Below are 16,554 nucleotides of genomic sequence, written 5' to 3'. Positions count from 1 at the left end.
CCGGGGTTCGCCGCAGGTGGACGCCTCGCCGCACGGGGGTTTTGCGGGAGGTCCGCCGGGACCGTTCCGCAGGAGGGGCGAGGGCCGAAGGCGGGACCGCCTTTTCAGCGCGCTCTCGACGTGGACCGTTCCTCCGCGGCTCCCGCCCCAGGCGGATGGCCTAGGTTGGACGACTGTGCAGCTACGTGATTTGACCCTTGACGATCTCGACGCCGTGATGGACAACCGCACGCGTGCCTTCGGGCTCCTGTCCGAAGCCGAGCAGGAGGTCTGGCGCAGGCTGGTCGTCCCGATGCTCGGCGGCGGGAGATACCTCGGCCTTGTCGACGGCCCCCGGCTCGTCGCGACGAGCCGGATCGCCGACTTCACCCAGTGGTGGCACGGCAGGCCGATCTCCATGGGCGGCGTCGCCTCGGTGACCGTCGCCCCGGAAGACCGGGGACGTGGCGTCGCCCGGACCCTGATGCAGGCCACCCTCGACCGCTGCGCGGACCTGGGACATCCGGTCTCGGCCCTCTATCCGGCCACCACCCCCCTCTACCGGTCGCTGGGCTGGGAACACGCCGGCGCCATGTACCGGGCCACGCTGCCGGCCGAGGCGCTGCGCGGCATCGGGCTCACCGAGCGGGTCGGGCTCCGCCGGATGGGCCCCGGCGACGCCGCCGAGGTGATCGCGCTGCTCGGCCGCGTCCACGCGGCCACCCGCGCCTCCGGCCCCGTCCGCTGGGACGCCGGTGCCTGGGAGTCGCGGCTGGCGGACAAGGACGCCTTCCTCTACCTCGCCGACGACGGCTTCGTCGTCTATCGCTGGAACGGCAACGACATCGAGGTCTCCAACCTCGTCGCGGGCTCGGAGGCCACCGTCCGGGCCCTGTGGTCGCTGGTGGGCTCCTCCGCCTCGATCGCCAAGTCGGTCCGCGCGGTCGTCGCCCCCGACGACCCGGTTCTCTGGCTGATCGGCGACCGCGCCGAGGACAGGATCGAGCAGACCCGCTGGATGTTCCGCGTCGTCGACCTGGCCTCCGCCGTCGCGGGGCGAGGCTTCCCGCCGGGTGTCGTCCTCGACACCGTGATCCAGGTGGACGACCCCCGGCGGGAGGCCAACTCCGGCAGCTGGCACCTGACGGTCTCCGGCGGATCCGGTACGGTCCAGCCCGCCGGCTCCCGGCCCGGGACCGTTCCCGTCCTCACGGCCAACGCCCTCGCCGCCCTGTACGCGGGGGTTCCCACACCCACCCTCCGCCGCTCGGGACTCCTCACCGGGCCGGCGGACGGTGACGCGGCCCTCGACGAGGCCTTCCAGGCCAGGCCCCACATGCTCGACTACTTCTGACGGGGCGGTGCCGGGTAACCGTGCGTCGCGTGCTCACACACGGTAGAGTCGGGCACCGAACAGATGTTCGGCGAGTGGAGGCGTGTCGGTGCGGTTGCCCGAGTTGCGGGTGATGGGGGTCGACCCGGGGCTGACCCGGTGCGGCCTCGGCGCGGTCGAGGGACGGCCGGGAGCGCCGCTCACCCTGGTCAAGGTCGGAGTCGTGCGGACCCCCGCCGACGAGGAGATCGGTGCCCGTCTGGTGGCGATCGAGACGGGGATCGAGAGGTGGCTCGACGAGATCGAGCCCGACGCGGTCGCGGTGGAGCGCGTCTTCGCCCAGCACAACCTCAGGACCGTGATGGGCACCGCCCAGGCTTCCGCGGTGGCGATTCTGTGCGCGTCCCGCCGGGGGCTGCCGGTGGCGCTGCACACGCCCTCCGAGGTCAAGGCCGCGATCACCGGCAGTGGTACGGCCGGCAAGCAGCAGGTCGGGGCCATGGTGACCCGGCTGCTGCGGCTGGACGCGATGCCCAAGCCCGCCGACGCCGCCGACGCCCTCGCCCTCGCCATCTGCCACGTGTGGCGGGGTGGCGCGCAGAATCGGCTGGCGGAGGCGGCGGCCAGGGCCCGCTCAGGCCCCGGCACCACCGCCGCCGCCTACTTCCGCGGACGCGGCCGGGCCGCGGGGCATCCGAGAGGAACCACGCAGTGATCGCCTCGGTGCGCGGACGGGTGGCCACGATCGCGCCGGACGGGGCGGTGGTCGAGGTCGGCGGGGTGGGCATGCTGGTCCACTGCACGCCGGGCACGCTGGCCACGTTGCGGCTGGGGGAGGAGGTCAGGCTGGCCACCTCCCTCGTGGTCCGCGAAGACTCGCTGACGCTGTTCGGCTTCGCCGCCGACGACGAGCGCGCGGTCTTCGAGATGCTGCAGACGGCCAACGGGGTCGGCCCCAAGGTCGCCCTGGCGATGCTGGCCGTGCACACGCCCAACGCGCTCCGGATGGCCGTGGCGAGCGCGGACGTCAAGGCGCTGACCAGGGTGCCGGGGGTCGGGCCCAAGGGCGCCCAGCGGATCATCGTCGATCTCAAGGACAGGCTCGGCACGCCCGAGGAGGCCGTCAACGCCGCCCTCGACGGGGGCGGGGTCACGCCCCCCTGGCGTGACCAGGTGCATTCCGGGCTGGTGGGGCTGGGTTACCCGGCCAGGGACGCCGACGAGGCCGTCGCCGCCGTCGCCCCCCAGGCCGACGCCGAGATCGCGCAGGGCCGGGTCCCGCAGGTGGCGGCGCTGCTCAAGGCCGCGCTCCGCGTGCTGAGCGTCCGGTGACCCCGGTGACCCCGGACGCCGCGACGCGGACGCCGGTCGTCCCGGGGCGCCACGGGTCTGGGTGGCGAGGGGCCGGCAGGACGACGGCCCGGCCGGGCGTCCCAGCGAGTGAGGGTGGATCGGCGTGACTTCCGAGCGGGATCTGGTGTCGCCGGAGGCCGAGGGCGACGAGCGGCTCGTCGAGGCGGCGCTCCGGCCCAAGCGGCTGGAGGAGTTCATCGGTCAGGCGCGGGTGCGCGAGCAACTGTCCCTGGTCCTGCACAGCGCGCTGCGGCGCAACCGGCCGCCGGACCACGTGCTGATGAGCGGTGGACCGGGGCTGGGGAAGACGACCCTCTCCATGATCATCGCCACCGAGCTCTCCGTGCCGCTCCGGATCACCTCGGGCCCCGCGCTGGAGCGGGCAGGCGACCTCGCGGCGATCTTGTCGACGCTCTCGGAGGGCGAGGTCCTCTTCATCGACGAGATTCACCGGATGGCGCGCCCGGCGGAGGAGATGCTCTATCTCGCGATGGAGGACTTCCGCGTCGACATCGTGGTGGGCAAGGGGCCGGGGGCGACCGCGATCCCGCTGGAGGTCGCGCCGTTCACCCTGGTCGGGGCCACCACCCGGGCCGGGTTGCTGCCCGCGCCGCTGCGCGACCGGTTCGGGTTCGTGGCGCACATGGACTTCTACCACCCCGCCGAGCTGGAGCAGGTTCTGCACCGTTCGGCGCGGCTGCTCGGCCTGCGGCTTCCCGGTGACGCGGCCCGCGAGATCGCCGGGCGCTCCCGGGGCACGCCCCGCATCGCCAACCGGCTGCTGCGCCGGGTGCGCGACTTCGCGGAGGTGCGGGCCGACGGAGTGATCACCCGGGATGTCGCCTCGGCGGCGCTGAACCTCTACGAGGTCGACGCCGAAGGGCTGGATCGGCTGGACCGGGCCGTGCTCGGGGCGCTGCTGCGTAAGTTCGGCGGCGGCCCGGTGGGTCTGTCCACCCTGGCGGTCGCGGTGGGCGAGGAGCCTGAGACCGTCGAGGTGGTCGCCGAGCCGTTCCTGGTGCGGCAGGGACTGCTGGCCCGCACGCCCCGCGGGCGCGTCGCGACCGCCGCCGCCTGGCTTCACCTGGGCCTGACCCCGCCCCCGGAGGCGTTCGGCGCCTCGATGATCGGTGATCTCGGGGATGATTCGGCCCCTCCCTGACGTTGAATTCTGGGAGGAAGGCCGCGTCACGTTGATCACGAATTGGTGACAACGGTATCGAAATGGGAACTTCCCCGCGCGCCAGATCGTGACTTCGTTGCCGCGCTCCTAACAGCTCGCCTAAACTCCGTGGCTTGGCTGGCTGTGTAGGCTGACGTGCTGAGCGGCGTGGCCGTATACGACGTCCGGCGCCAGGCCGGTCATTCTTAAGTGAAGGAGCGGCCCTATGGGCGGCAACTATTCGAGCCTTATCATGATCGCTCTGATGGTCGTGGTGTTCTACTTCCTGCTCATCCGGCCGCAGCGCAAGCGGCAGCAGGAGCAGGCCCGGATGCAGAACTCCCTGGCCCCGGGGACCAGCATCATGACGACCACCGGGCTTTTCGCGACGGTGGTGGCGATCGACGCCGACGATGTGATCCTTGAGATCGCCCCCGGTGTTGAGACCCGCTGGGTCAAGGCCGCGATCGGCCGCGTGCTGACACCGGTCGACGACGTGGAGGACGATGATGTCAAGAACGTCGGAACCGTGGACGACAACGTGGCCGGGACCGTGGAGCCGCATGGTGACGACCAGGACTCGACGACCAAGAAGTCATGAGTAGGCACGCCAACAATCCCTACAGCCGAAAGAACTGACGACCAGTGGCCCGATCGACCAGTGGCCAGAGCAGACCGGGACGCATGCTCCTCCTGCTTCTGGCGATTATTCTCGCCATGGGCGGGGTGATGCTCCTGAACAAGGCGTACACCCCCCAATATGGCCTTGACCTCGCCGGCGGCACGACAGTGACGCTGCAACCCGTCACCCCGAACGGTACCCCTCCCACCGAGGAGAGTATCGACCTGGCCGTTGGCATCATCCGTAATCGGGTGAACGGCAGCGGCATCTCCGACGCCGAGGTCGCCAAGTCCGGCGACAACATCATCATCTCCGTCCCCGGAGTGGGCCAAGAGGAAGTCGTCAAGCTGGTCGGCACCACTGCGGAACTGCGATTCCGTCAGGTGATGGCGGTCGCGGCCGGATCACCTCAGCCCCCGGGGCAGATGCCCACCCAGGCGCCGACGCCGACTCCTACAGCCCCCGGCGGGAAGGGGGCAAAAACGCCGGCCCCGTCCTCCTCGCCCAAGGCCGAGGGCAAGGAGGACACCGGTTCGTCTCGGCCGGCCGCGACCATCACCGCGGCACCCACCCCGAGCGGCTCGCCCGCCGGTCGCGCCCTGTCCGCGGCGCTCATCAACCCCAGCCCGGCCCCTACCCCCTCCAGCAAGCCCGACAAGTCCGACAAGCCCGGTAAGAGCGCGACTCCGTCCGCGCAGCCGCCGCAGCCCGCGGAGTCCGACGACCCCCTGGCGGGGGTGGACCCGACCGGCATCGATCCGGCGGTGCTCAAGCAGTTCGAGACCCTCGACTGCTCCAAGGACAAGGGGCAGGGCGCCCAGGACGACCCCAACAAGCAGTTCGTCGGCTGTAGCGAGGACGGCAGCGCCAAGTACGTTCTCGACAAGGCGGCCGTGATCGGCAGCTCGATCGCCACCGCGAACGCCGGTGTGGATCAGACCACCGGCGAGTGGCTCGTCCAGCTCTCCTTCAAGGGGCAGGGCCCCGACCAGTGGTCGAAGGTCACCACCACCGCCTTCAACTCGCAGCCGCCGCGCAACCAGGTCGCCATGGTCCTGGACGGCGTGGTGATCTCCGCGCCGGTCATCCAGGAGCCCATCACCGGCGGCCGGGCGCAGATCTCCGGCAACTTCACCGACGCGTCGGCCAACGAGCTGGCCAGCCAGCTCAAGTTCGGCGCCCTGCCGCTGAAGTTCGAGAAGGGCTCGATCAACGAGGTCTCCTCCGCCCTGGGCGCCGACCAGCTCCGCGGCGGCCTCATCGCCGGCGCGATCGGCCTGGGCCTGGTCCTGATCTACTCGATGCTCTACTACCGGGGTCTGGGCGTCGTCTCGGTGCTGAGCCTCGTGGTGGCGTCGACCCTGACCTTCCAGGCGGTGGTGCTCCTCGGCGCGTTCGCGGGCTTCCGCCTGTCGCTGCCGCACATCATCGGCCTGATCGTCTCGATCGGCATCACGGCGGACTCGTTCATCGTCTACTTCGAACGCATCCGCGACGAGATGAAGGAGGGCCGCCGCTCGCTGCGGACGGCCGTCGAGGTCGCCTGGGTCCGTGCCCGCCGGACGATCCTGATCGCGGACGCGGTCATGTTCATCGCCGCGATCGTCCTGTACTTCCTGGCGGTCGGCGGCGTGGCCGGGTTCGCGTTCGCGATGGGCCTGACCACGATCATCGACATCGTCGTGGTGTTCATGTTCACCAAGCCGCTCGTGGCGCTGCTGGCCAAGCGGAAGTTCTTCGCCAAGGGGCACAAGCTCTCCGGCCTCGACGCCGAGCGGATGAGCAGCACGGCCGCCGTCGGCTCCAAGACCGTTCCGCAGGAGGCCTGATGTCCGGCATCGCGCGCCGGTTGTACCGCGGCGAGATCGACGTCGACTTCGTCGGACGCAAGAAGCTCTGGTACGGCCTCTCCGCCGTGCTGCTGGCGATCTCCATCGCCGGTCTGGTCTTCCAGGGGCTGAACCTGGGAGTGGAGTTCAAGGGCGGGTCGGTGTTCTCCTTCAAGGCGCCGACCACCTCCATCCAGGAGGTGCGGAGCACCTTCGGCGACGCGGGCGCCCACCAGGTCATCGTGCAGACCACGAACAACGGCTGGTGGGTCACCACCGAGAGCCTCCCGGCCGAGGAGGTGACAAGCGTTCAGAAGACGGTGGCCCAGAAGTTCGGCCTCCCGCAGAACCAGGTCAACCTCCAGGTCATCGGCGCCTCGTGGGGTGGTCAGGTGGCCGACAAGGCGGTCACCGGTCTGATCGTCTTCATGCTGGCGATCATCCTGTACCTCACGCTCGCCTTCGAGTGGAAGATGGCGCTGGCCGCCGTCGTGGCGCTGCTCCACGACCTGGTGATCACCGCCGGCGTCTACGCGTGGTCCGGCTTCGAGGTCACCCCGGCGACCCTGCTGGGCTTCCTGACGATCCTCGGCTACTCGCTGTACGACGCGGTCGTGGTGTTCGACATGATCAAGGAGGTCACCGCCAAGCTTGGCACGACCTCCAAGGTGACCTACACCCAGGCCGCGAACAACGCGCTGAACCACACACTGATCCGGTCGCTGAACACCACCCTGGTGGCGATTCTGCCGGTGGCCGCGATCCTGTTCATCGGCACCACGCTTTTCGGGGCCGGTACGCTCAAGGACCTGTCGCTGGCGCTCTTCGTCGGCATGCTCGTCGGCACGTACTCCTCGCTGTGCGTGGCGACGCCGCTGCTGGTCACGTTGAAGGAGCGCGAATCGCGCTACCAGGCGCTCGCCCGCAGGCTCGCCTCCCAGGGGACCAAGGGCACGGCCAAGAGCGTCCGGCAGCCGGTGACGGCGGGAGCCGCCAACGGCTCCCCGTCCGATGGCGAGAAGCGCAAGAAGAAGTAGGCCGCGGAGATCGAGCCTCCGTCCCCTGGTTCGGGGGACGGAGGCTTTTCCTTGAGGAAGTGACGATGAGTGACCTGAGCAGGCTGATCCTGACCCGGATCCGCGACGTGTCCGACTACCCCCGGCCGGGGGTGCTGTTCAAGGACATCACCCCCCTGCTCGCCGATCCGCCGGTGATGGCCGCCGTGGTGGACGAGCTCGCCGGCCTCCACCGGGTGGACAAGATCGTCGGGATCGAGGCCCGGGGGTTCATCCTGGCGGCCCCCGTGGCGTACAAGGCCGGCGCCGGCTTCGTCCCGGTGCGCAAGAAAGGCAAACTGCCCTCGGAGACCCTTGAGGAGTCCTACGATCTGGAGTACGGCTCCGCCACCATCGAGGTCCATCGAGACGCCTTCGTCCCAGGGGAACGCGTCCTGATCGTCGACGATGTGCTCGCCACCGGCGGCACGGCGTGCGCGGCGGTGGAGCTGGTCCGCAGGGCGGGTGCCGACGTCGTCGCCATCGCCGTCCTCATGGAACTGGCCTTCCTCAACGGCCGGGAGCGGCTGGACGGCGTCGAGGTGCATTCCCTCGTGATCGTCTGATGGCACCCCGCCGGGGAGGGCATCGGAGTCGGTCTGGATACACTGGGGGGATCTGGACTCGAATGTGAGGAGTCTGAGTGCCCCGTGATGTGGTCGTTCCCGACGTGACCGCCGACGGTGGCGGTCCCGCGACGGCCGTCCCGGCAGGCGATGCCGGTTCTGCCGTGTCCGGAGCCACCGAAGAGAGGCCCGCGGTAAGGCGCAGGCTCGCACGCCTTGGGGGGCAATGGGGTGGCGCCATGAACCCGGTGCTTGAGCCGCTGTTCCGGACGGTCCGCGCGACCCATCCGAAGGCAGACCTGCGGCTCATCGAGCGTGCCTACGATGTGGCCGCCTACCATCATCGCGATCAGAAGCGCAAGAGCGGGGATCCGTACATCACCCACCCGCTGGCGGTGGCGACCATCCTCGCCGAGCTGGGCACCGACGACGAGACGCTCTGCGCCGCGCTGCTGCACGACACGGTCGAGGACACCGCCTACGGGCTGGACGAGCTGCGCTCGGACTTCGGTGACAGCATCGCGCTGCTGGTCGACGGCGTCACCAAGCTCGACAAGGTCAAGTTCGGTGACGCCGCGCAGGCCGAGACCGTGCGGAAGATGGTCGTGGCGATGTCCCGCGACATCCGGGTGCTGGTGATCAAGCTCGCCGACCGGCTGCACAACATGCGCACCATGCGCTACCTGCCCGAGCACAAGCGGCAGCAGAAGTCCCGTGAGACGCTGGAGATCTTCGCGCCTCTCGCCCACCGGCTGGGCATGAACACCATCAAGTGGGAGCTGGAGGACCTCGCGTTCGCCATGCTCTACCCCAAGCGGTACGACGAGATCGCCCGGATGGTGTCGGAGCGGGCCCCGCGCAGGGACCTGTTCCTGCAGGAGGTCATCGAGAAGGTCTCCGGCGACCTGCGTGAGGCCAAGATCCGTGCGCTGGTCAAGGGCCGTCCCAAGCACTACTACTCGGTCTACCAGAAGATGATCGCCAGGGACGTCGCCTTCGACGACATCTACGATCTGGTCGGCATCCGGGTGCTGGTCGACACGGTCCGCGACTGCTACGCCGCCCTCGGGACGATCCACGCGCGATGGAACCCGGTGCCGGGCCGGTTCAAGGACTACATCGCGATGCCCAAGTTCAACATGTACCAGTCGCTGCACACCACGGTCATCGGCCCCGAGGGCAAGCCGGTGGAGCTCCAGATCCGCACCCACGGCATGCACCACAGGGCCGAGTACGGCGTGGCCGCGCACTGGAAGTACAAGGAGGACATGACCACCTCCGGCCCGCCGGGGGCCAAGCTGAAGCCGGCCAGCGACATGGCCTGGCTCCGCCAGCTCCTCGACTGGCAGAAGGAGACCGCGGACCCGGGGGAGTTCCTGGAGTCGCTCAGGTTCGACCTGTCGGTCTCCGAGGTCTACGTCTTCACCCCCAGAGGCCAGGTGATCGCCCTTCCCGAGGGGGCGACGTCGGTCGACTTCGCCTACGCGGTGCACACCGAGGTCGGCCACCGCTGCATCGGCGCCCGGGTCAACGGCCGCCTGGTGCCGCTGGAGTCGCGGCTGGGCAACGGCGACACCGTGGAGATCTTCACCTCCAAGTCGCCCGACGCGGGGCCGTCGCGCGACTGGCTCAAGTTCGTCAAGTCCGGCCGGGCCCGCAACAAGATCCGGCAGTGGTTCTCCAAGGAGCGCCGCGAGACCGCGATCGAGGCGGGCAAGGAGGCCATCGGCCGGGCCATGCGCAAGCAGGGCCTGCCCCTGCAGCGCCTGATGTCCGGAGAGTCCCTTCTGGCCCTCGCCAGGGACCTGCGCTACCCCGATGTCTCCGCGCTCTACGCGGCCGTCGGAGAGGGCCACGTGGCCGCCCAGGCGGTGGTTCAGAAGCTGGTCCACTCCATCGGGGGGGTGGAGGGCGCCGAGGAGGACATCGCCGAGGCCTCGGTCCCGACGAAGCTGCGCGGCCGTCCCCGTGGCAGCGGCGGGGCGGGCGTGGTGGTCGCGGGCGACTCCGACGTCTGGGTCCGGCTGTCGCGCTGCTGTACCCCCGTGCCCGGCGACGAGATCATCGGCTTCGTCACCCGCGGTCACGGGGTGTCGGTGCACCGCACCAACTGCCCCAACGTGGAGCAGCTGAGGTCGGAGCCCGACCGCCTGGTGGAGGTGGCCTGGTCGGTGGGCGACGACTCGGTGTTCCTGGTCGCGCTCCAGGTCGAGGCGCTCGACCGGCCGCGCCTGCTGTCGGATGTGACCCGGACCCTGTCGGACCAGCACGTGAACATCCTGTCCGCGTCGGTGACCACCTCCAGGGACCGCGTGGCGATCAGCAGGTTCACCTTCGAGATGGGCGACCCCAAGCATCTGGGGCACGTCCTCAAGGCCGTCCGCAACATCCCGGGCGTCTACGACGTCTACCGGGTGAGCGGCGCCGGCTCCTGATCCCGGCCGCCGTCCTCCCCGATCCGCCGGCCCGAGTGCCGTAACGGTTCCGGGGGGCGTGCCCATGGCGGGCACGCCCCCGGAAACCTCGGGATCCGTCAGGAGAACTCGGCGAGTGTACGCTCGGCCTCCTCCAGCCAGGAACGGCGGGCGGTCAGGGCCTCCTCGGCGTCCTTGGCGTCCTTGTCCTTGCCGGCCGCCTGCGCCTTGGTCAGGCGGGCCTCCAGCTGCTCGATGGACCTGCGGAGCTGGTCGACCGTGTTCTGCGCGCGGGCGCGGGCCTCGGGGTTGGAGCGCTTCCACTCCGCCTCCTCGGCCTTGCGGACCGCGTCGTCGATCTTGCGCAGCCCGCCCTCAAGGCGGTCGCGCTGCTCACGCGGGACCGGGCCGGCCGCCTCCCACCGCTCCAGGACGCCGCGGAGCGCGGCCCTGGCGGAACGGGCGTCGGAGATCGGGAGGATCTTCTCGGCCTCGGTCAGCAACTGCTCCTTGACCTCGGCGTTGGCCGCGAGCGAGGCGTCCCGCTCGGCGAAGACCGTCGAACGGGCCTGGAAGAACTGGTCCTGGGCGCCCTTGAAGCGGCCCCAGAGCTCGTCCTCGACCTCCCGGGAGGCCCGGCCCGCCGACTTCCACTGCTGCATCAGCTCGCGGTAGGCGGACGCCGTGGCGCCCCAGTCGGTGGAGGAGGCCAGCGCCTCCGCCTCGGCCACGATGCGCTCCTTGGAGGAGCGCACACCCTCACGCTGCTCGTCCAGCCCGGCGAAGTAGGCCTTGCGCCGCTTGGCGAAGGCCGTGCGGGCGGCCGAGAGGCGCTTCCAGAGGGCGGCCTCGGTGACCCGGTCGATGCGCTCGGCCGTCTTCCACTCCTCGACGAGCTGGCGCAGCCGCTCGCCGCCGGTCTTCCAGTGGGTGGTGTCGTCGGCGATGCGCTCGGCCTCGGCGACGATCCGCTCCTTGATGCCCCTGGCCTCCGCGCGGGCCACGTCCCTGGCGGCCTTGACCTCCTCGCGGCGCTGGGCGACCAGCTCCGTGACGGCGTTCAGCCGCCCCAGCAGCGCGCCGAGGTCACCGACGGCGTGCGCGCCGGTGATCGCCTCGCGGAGCTTGACGATGGTCGCCTCCGCCTGGGCGGGCGGCAGGTCGGTGCCGCGGACCCGCTGTTCCAGCAGCGTGACCTGCCCGGCCAGCTCGTCGAACTTGCGATGGAAGTAGGCCAGGGCCTCCTCCGGTTCGCCGGCCTGCCAGGACCCGACGGCCCGTTCTCCCTCAGCCGTACGCACGTAGACGGTGCCGTCGTCGTCTACCCGGCCCCACGGGTCGGTGCTCACCGTGTCCTCCCGCACTTTCATCAGCCTTTCGAGGCTAACCGCCTCTTGGTTGTATTACGTCAGCTCTTGCTGGACATTGTCACGTCTTTGATTTCCACGGTTTCCTTCGGAGCCCCGGTGCCGTCGGGCCCCGGCGTGATGACACCGCCCTTGTTCACCTTGTCGATGATCTCCATTCCCTTGGTGACCGTACCGAACGGGGTGTAGTCCGGGGTCAGCGGGGCGTCGCCGTACACGATGAAGAACTGGCTGCCGTTGGTGTCGGCGCCGCTGTTGGCCATGGCCACGACGCCCCGGGTGTACTTCGCCCCCTTGAGGTTCTCGTTGACGAAACGGTACCCGGGACCGCCCTGGCCGTCGGTCTGGCTCTTGCCGTCGGCCTTGGCCAGCGGATCGCCGCACTGCAGCACCGGGAACCGGTCGGAGCCGAGGCGGTGGCACTTGGAGCCGTTGAAGAACTTCTCCTTGGCCAGGAAGGCGAAGGAGTTGACCGTGCAGGGTGTCTTCTTGGCCGACACCTCGACGACGATGTCCCCCCGGTTGGTCTTCAGGGTCATCGTCTTGGGTGACATGTCCACCTTCGCCGGGGGCAGGCCGACGTCCTTGGCCGGGCCGCCGCCGGTGTCGGCGACGTAGCCGCAGGTGCCGGCGGCGGGGTCGAACGCCGTCGGCCTGGCGGTCTCCTGGGTCGCCGACGGGCTCGACGGCGAGGCCGCCGGGGTCTTCTCGACCGTGGCCGAGGAGGGGTCACCGCCTCCGAGCAGCGCGGTCACGGCGATCACACCGCCCACGACCACCACCACGGCCCCGCTGGTACCGATGATCGCGTTACGCTTGGCCCGGGCCTCACGTTCCATGCGCCGCTGGATCTGCCGCTCGTGGTGCTCGCGCGCCAGCTGCTTCTGGCGGTCCTTGCCGCTCACCGCTTCGCCCTCCCGAGTGCCGGAGTATCACTTATTGAGGTGGGCGAATCGTATCGGCCAATGGGTAATGGTTCGCAGCCCGCCGACCCGCACCGGTACCCTTCGGTTACATTCCCATCCGTATTCTTGACGAGATCAGCTGAGGCAGATGCTCATCGCCGGGTTCCCCGCAGGGTCGTTTCAGACCAACTGCTACGTCGTCGCCCCCGCCGCGGGCGAGGAGTGCGTCGTCGTCGATCCGGGCCAGAACGCCGTCGGCGACCTGGACGACGTGCTGCGCGAGCATCGGCTGAAGCCGGTCGCTGTGCTGGTCACCCACGGGCACATCGATCACATGTGGTCGGTCGCCCCGGTCTGCGGCGCGCGTGACATCCCCGCGTGGGTTCATCCCGAAGACCGTGAGCTGCTCTCCGATCCGGGCAAGGGGCTCCCCCTGGCGGCCAGGCAGCAGCTGTTCGGCGGGCTGACCTTCACCGAGCCCGACGACGTGCGGGAGATGGCCGACGGTGAGGTGCTGCGCCTGGCGGGCATGGAGCTGACGGTCGACCACACCCCCGGCCATACCAGGGGGTCGGTGACGTTCAGGTTGCCCCGCACCGAGGAGATCCCCGACGTGATGTTCTCGGGCGACCTGCTGTTCGCCGGCTCCATCGGCCGCACAGACCTTCCGGGCGGCGACTACCCGACCATTCTGCGCAGCCTGGCCACCAAGTGCCTGCCGCTGCCGGAGGACACGGTGGTCCTGCCCGGACACGGACCACAGACCACGATCGGCCACGAGCGCGCCACCAACCCGTATCTCGCGGAGGCCGCGCCGTACGCCGGTCCCACCAGGGGACTTTAGAAGATGACTCTGCAGGCGCCCAAGGGCACCTTTGACTGGCTCCCGCCCCGCTCGGAGCGGGCGCTCGCGGTCCGCGAGGCGCTGACCGCCCCGGTCCGCCGCGCGGGATACGGCTACATCGAGACACCGGTCTTCGAGGACACCGCGCTGTTCGTGCGGGGTGTCGGGGAGTCGACCGACATCGTCTCCAAGGAGATGTACACCTTCGAGGACAAGGGCGGGCGCTCGATCACGCTCCGCCCCGAGGGCACCGCGCCGGTCGTGCGGGCCGTCCTCCAGCACGGCCTGCACAACGGCAGGCTTCCGGTGAAGCTGTGGTACTCGGGCAGCCAGTTCCGCTACGAGCGGGCCCAGAGGGGCCGCTACCGCCACTTCTGGCAGGTCGGCGCCGAGGCCCTGGGGGCGGAGGACCCCGCGCTGGACGCCGAGCTGATCGTGCTGGCGGCCGACGGCTACGCCGGGCTGGGGCTGACCGGCGTCCGGTTGCTGCTCAACACGCTGGGCGACCGGGAGTGCCGCCCCGCCTACCGCGCCGCGCTGCAGGACTTCCTGCGCGGGCTCGACCTCGACGAGCCCACCCGGGCCCGGATCGAGATCAATCCGTTGCGCGTGCTCGACGACAAGCGCCCCGAGGTGCGGGCGCGGCTCACCGGCGCCCCGCTGGTCGTCGACCACCTGTGCGAGGCGTGCAAGATCTACCACGAGGAGGTCCGCTCGCTGCTGACCGCCTCAGGTGTGGCCTACGCCGACGACCCCAGGCTGGTCCGCGGTCTGGACTACTACACGCGCACCACGTTCGAGTTCGTCCACGACGGGCTGGGCTCGCAGTCGGCGGTCGGCGGCGGCGGGCGCTACGACGGGCTCAGCGAGGCACTCGGCGGGCCGGCGCTGCCCGGCGTCGGCTGGGCGCTCGGCGTCGACCGCACCCTTCTGGCGATGGAGGCCGAGGGGCTGCTCGACGGCCAGGCCCCCGAGTCCCGCGTCCAGGTGTACGGTGTGCCGCTGGGCGCCGAGGCGGGCCGCCGGATGTTCCGGCTCATCACCGAGCTGCGCCGGGCCGGCCTCGACGCCGACATGTCGTTCGGCGCCAAGGGCGTCAAGGCCGCGATGAAGGGCGCCGACCGGTCGGGGGCGAGCTACGCCGTGATCCTCGGAGATCGAGATATCGCCGAGGGATCCGCCCAGGTCAAGGACCTGGTCAGCGGTGACCAGGCCGCCGTACCGCTCGCTGAGATCGTCACGATCCTGGAGGAGAGACTGAACAAATGATCCGCACGCACGAAGCGGGATCACTGCGCGCCGAGCACGCCGGGCAGCTGGTGACGCTGGCCGGCTGGGTGGCACGCCGCCGCGATCACGGCGGCGTGGTCTTCATCGACCTGCGCGACGCCTCCGGCTCCTCCCAGGTGGTCTTCCGCGAGGAGGACGACGCGCACGGTCTGCGCGCGGAGTACTGCGTCAAGGTCGTCGGACAGGTGCGAGTGCGCCCCGAGGGCAACGAGAACCCCGAGCTGCCGACCGGCGCGATCGAGGTCGTCGCCTCCGAGGTCGAGGTGCTCAGCGAGTCCGCGCCGCCGCCGTTCCCGGTCGAGGGCGCCGCGGGCGTCTCGGAGGAGGCCCGCCTCAAGTACCGCTACCTCGACATCCGCCGCCGGCAGGTCGCGCAGGCCATGCGGATCCGCTCCAAGGCCACCTACCTCGCCCACGAGGTGATGAACCAGCACGGGTTCAACTACGTCGAGACTCCGACGCTGACCCGTTCCACACCCGAGGGCGCCCGCGACTTCCTGGTGCCGGTCCGGCTCCAGCCCGGCAGCTGGTACGCCCTGCCGCAGTCGCCGCAGCTGTTCAAGCAGCTCCTCATGGTCGCCGGTCTGGAGCGCTACTACCAGCTCGCCCGCTGCTTCCGCGACGAGGATCTGCGCGCCGACCGGCAGCCGGAGTTCACCCAGATCGACATTGAGATGTCCTTCGTGGACCAGGACGACGTCATCGCGCTGGGTGAGGCCCTGATCGGCCGCATCTGGAAGGAGACGATCGGCTACGAGCTGCCCGTGCCGCTGCCCCGGATGACCTACTGGGAGGCCATGGCCCGCTACGGCTCCGACAAGCCCGACCTGCGCTTCGGCCAGGAGCTGGTCGAGATGACCGGGTTCTTCGCCGACACCGCCTTCCGGGTGTTCCAGGCGCCCTACGTGGGTGCGGTGGTCATGCCGGGCGGGGCGTCCCAGAGCCGCAAGGAGCTGGACGGCTGGCAGGACTGGGCCAAGTCGCGCGGCGCCAGGGGGCTGGCCTACGTGCTCGTCGGTGAGGACGGCGCGCTCGGCGGCCCGGTCGCCAAGAACCTGTCGGAGACCGAGAGCGCGGGGCTGGCGGCCAAGGTGGGCGCCGCGCCCGGCGACGCGATCTTCTTCGCCGCCGGTGCGGCCTCCTCGTCCCGCGACCTGCTCGGCGCGGCCCGGCTGGAGATCGGCCGCCGCTGCGGCCTGATCGACGAGTCGGCGTGGAGCTTCCTGTGGATCGTGGACGCCCCCATGTTCGAGGAGGACGGCGAGGGCGGCTGGACCGCGGTCCACCACCCGTTCACCGGTCCCAAGCCCGAGTGGGCCGACAACTTCCAGGACCACCCCGGCGAGGCCCTCGCCTACGCCTACGACATGGTCTGCAACGGCATGGAGATCGGCGGCGGCTCGATCCGCATCCACCGGGCCGAGACGCAGCAGCGCGTCTTCGACGTGCTCGGCATCTCCAAGGAGGAGGCGGAGAGCAAGTTCGGCTTCCTGCTGGAGGCGTTCAAGTACGGCCCGCCGCCACACGGGGGCATCGCCTACGGCTGGGACCGGATCTGCATGCTCCTGGCGGGTGGCGACTCCATCCGCGACGTCATCGCCTTCCCCAAGACGGCCTCCGGCTTCGACCCGCTGACCGCCGCGCCCACCCCGATCACCGGGGAGCAGCGCAAGGAGGCGGGCGTCGACGCCAAGCCGAAGACGGACGCCTGACCTCCCGGCGCCTCCCGGTCTCCGGAAACGGCGGACGGCCCCCGGACATCCGGGGGCCGGTCGGCGATTAGGGGGAGCATTATGAGTTGGTGTGGGGTGCCTCAGGAGCATGGTTTTAAACGG

14 protein-coding genes are annotated in these 16,554 nt (G+C 70.2%); 12 read left to right on the top strand and 2 right to left on the bottom strand.

Annotated features, from left to right (window positions below; translation table 11 throughout):
* Nucleotides 1-175: 175 nt before the first annotated feature.
* From ABZ194_RS25245 to ABZ194_RS25205, 9 genes are all read left to right on the top strand, one after another.
* Nucleotides 176-1,333, top strand: coding sequence for a GNAT family N-acetyltransferase (locus ABZ194_RS25245; RefSeq protein WP_355599484.1), 1,158 nt, complete (start codon nucleotides 176-178; stop codon nucleotides 1,331-1,333).
* A 103-nt stretch (nucleotides 1,334-1,436) separates the two neighbouring features.
* Complete coding sequence (gene ruvC / locus ABZ194_RS25240; protein WP_355599511.1) at nucleotides 1,437-2,027, top strand: crossover junction endodeoxyribonuclease RuvC; 591 nt, start codon at nucleotides 1,437-1,439, stop codon at nucleotides 2,025-2,027.
* A complete protein-coding gene (gene ruvA, locus ABZ194_RS25235) occupies nucleotides 2,024-2,644 on the top strand; it encodes a Holliday junction branch migration protein RuvA (RefSeq protein WP_355599483.1) in 621 nt (206 codons plus the stop codon). Before ruvC ends, ruvA begins: the two co-directional genes overlap by 4 nt.
* A gap of 124 nt (nucleotides 2,645-2,768) precedes the next feature.
* Nucleotides 2,769-3,827, top strand: coding sequence for a Holliday junction branch migration DNA helicase RuvB (gene ruvB / locus ABZ194_RS25230; RefSeq protein WP_355599482.1), 1,059 nt, complete (start codon nucleotides 2,769-2,771; stop codon nucleotides 3,825-3,827).
* Between the two features lie 253 nt (nucleotides 3,828-4,080).
* The gene (gene yajC / locus ABZ194_RS25225) at nucleotides 4,081-4,428 is read left to right on the top strand and encodes a preprotein translocase subunit YajC (RefSeq protein ID WP_355599481.1); all 348 of its coding nucleotides are present in this window, start codon (nucleotides 4,081-4,083) and stop codon (nucleotides 4,426-4,428) included.
* A gap of 83 nt (nucleotides 4,429-4,511) precedes the next feature.
* Nucleotides 4,512-6,278 (top strand): protein translocase subunit SecD, encoded by a 1,767-nt coding sequence (gene secD, locus ABZ194_RS25220; RefSeq protein WP_355599480.1) that lies wholly within the window; start codon nucleotides 4,512-4,514, stop codon nucleotides 6,276-6,278.
* A complete protein-coding gene (secF, locus tag ABZ194_RS25215; RefSeq protein ID WP_355599479.1) occupies nucleotides 6,278-7,315 on the top strand; it encodes a protein translocase subunit SecF in 1,038 nt (345 codons plus the stop codon). The genes secD and secF overlap by 1 nt, the downstream gene beginning before the upstream one ends.
* Before the next feature lie 65 nt (nucleotides 7,316-7,380).
* On the top strand, nucleotides 7,381-7,899 hold the full coding sequence (locus ABZ194_RS25210; RefSeq protein ID WP_355599478.1) for an adenine phosphoribosyltransferase: 519 nt from the start codon (nucleotides 7,381-7,383) through the stop codon (nucleotides 7,897-7,899).
* Between the two features lie 239 nt (nucleotides 7,900-8,138).
* Nucleotides 8,139-10,334 carry a bifunctional (p)ppGpp synthetase/guanosine-3',5'-bis(diphosphate) 3'-pyrophosphohydrolase gene (locus ABZ194_RS25205; RefSeq protein ID WP_355599477.1) on the top strand — a complete coding sequence of 732 codons (2,196 nt, stop codon included), beginning with the start codon at nucleotides 8,139-8,141 and terminating at the stop codon, nucleotides 10,332-10,334.
* A 98-nt stretch (nucleotides 10,335-10,432) separates the two neighbouring features.
* On the opposite strand, the gene ABZ194_RS25200 is transcribed toward ABZ194_RS25205, so the two are convergent.
* A complete protein-coding gene (locus tag ABZ194_RS25200) occupies nucleotides 10,433-11,683 on the bottom strand; it encodes a DUF349 domain-containing protein (protein WP_355599476.1) in 1,251 nt (416 codons plus the stop codon).
* 38 nt (nucleotides 11,684-11,721) lie between these two features.
* Nucleotides 11,722-12,585: a peptidylprolyl isomerase gene (locus ABZ194_RS25195; protein WP_355599475.1), complete on the bottom strand. Its 864-nt coding sequence runs from the start codon at nucleotides 12,583-12,585 to the stop codon at nucleotides 11,722-11,724.
* Nucleotides 12,586-12,733: 148 nt separating this feature from the next.
* Between ABZ194_RS25195 and ABZ194_RS25190 the strand changes: the two genes are divergently transcribed.
* From ABZ194_RS25190 to aspS, 3 genes are read left to right on the top strand one after another with little or no spacing between them, the layout of a single operon-like run.
* Nucleotides 12,734-13,429, top strand: a complete 696-nt coding sequence (locus ABZ194_RS25190; RefSeq protein ID WP_355599474.1) for an MBL fold metallo-hydrolase — start codon at nucleotides 12,734-12,736, stop codon at nucleotides 13,427-13,429.
* 3 nt (nucleotides 13,430-13,432) lie between these two features.
* On the top strand, nucleotides 13,433-14,698 hold the full coding sequence (gene hisS / locus ABZ194_RS25185) for a histidine--tRNA ligase (protein WP_355599473.1): 1,266 nt from the start codon (nucleotides 13,433-13,435) through the stop codon (nucleotides 14,696-14,698).
* Complete coding sequence (gene aspS, locus ABZ194_RS25180; protein WP_355599472.1) at nucleotides 14,695-16,431, top strand: aspartate--tRNA ligase; 1,737 nt, start codon at nucleotides 14,695-14,697, stop codon at nucleotides 16,429-16,431. Before hisS ends, aspS begins: the two co-directional genes overlap by 4 nt.
* Nucleotides 16,432-16,554 lie beyond the last annotated feature (123 nt).

This window comes from Streptosporangium sp. NPDC006007 (genome assembly GCF_040614315.1).
Classification (GTDB): Bacteria; Actinomycetota; Actinomycetes; order Streptosporangiales; family Streptosporangiaceae; genus Streptosporangium.
The sequence above is the reverse complement of the archived record's forward strand: the minus strand, read 5'-3'. Positions and strand labels throughout refer to the sequence as shown.

Excerpts from the sequence above, each read along its gene's own strand:
- ABZ194_RS25205 (WP_355599477.1), top strand. The coding sequence starts at position 8,139 with ATGAACCCGGTGCTTGAGCCGCTGTTCCGGACGGTCCGCGCGACCCAT.
- secD (WP_355599480.1), top strand. The coding sequence starts at position 4,512 with ATGCTCCTCCTGCTTCTGGCGATTATTCTCGCCATGGGCGGGGTGATG.
- hisS (WP_355599473.1), top strand. The coding sequence starts at position 13,433 with ATGACTCTGCAGGCGCCCAAGGGCACCTTTGACTGGCTCCCGCCCCGC.
- yajC (WP_355599481.1), top strand. The coding sequence starts at position 4,081 with ATGATCGCTCTGATGGTCGTGGTGTTCTACTTCCTGCTCATCCGGCCG.
- ABZ194_RS25200 (WP_355599476.1), bottom strand. The coding sequence starts at position 11,683 with ATGAAAGTGCGGGAGGACACGGTGAGCACCGACCCGTGGGGCCGGGTA.
- aspS (WP_355599472.1), top strand. The coding sequence starts at position 14,695 with ATGATCCGCACGCACGAAGCGGGATCACTGCGCGCCGAGCACGCCGGG.
- ABZ194_RS25190 (WP_355599474.1), top strand. The coding sequence starts at position 12,734 with ATGCTCATCGCCGGGTTCCCCGCAGGGTCGTTTCAGACCAACTGCTAC.
- secF (WP_355599479.1), top strand. The coding sequence starts at position 6,278 with ATGTCCGGCATCGCGCGCCGGTTGTACCGCGGCGAGATCGACGTCGAC.
- ABZ194_RS25210 (WP_355599478.1), top strand. The coding sequence starts at position 7,381 with ATGAGTGACCTGAGCAGGCTGATCCTGACCCGGATCCGCGACGTGTCC.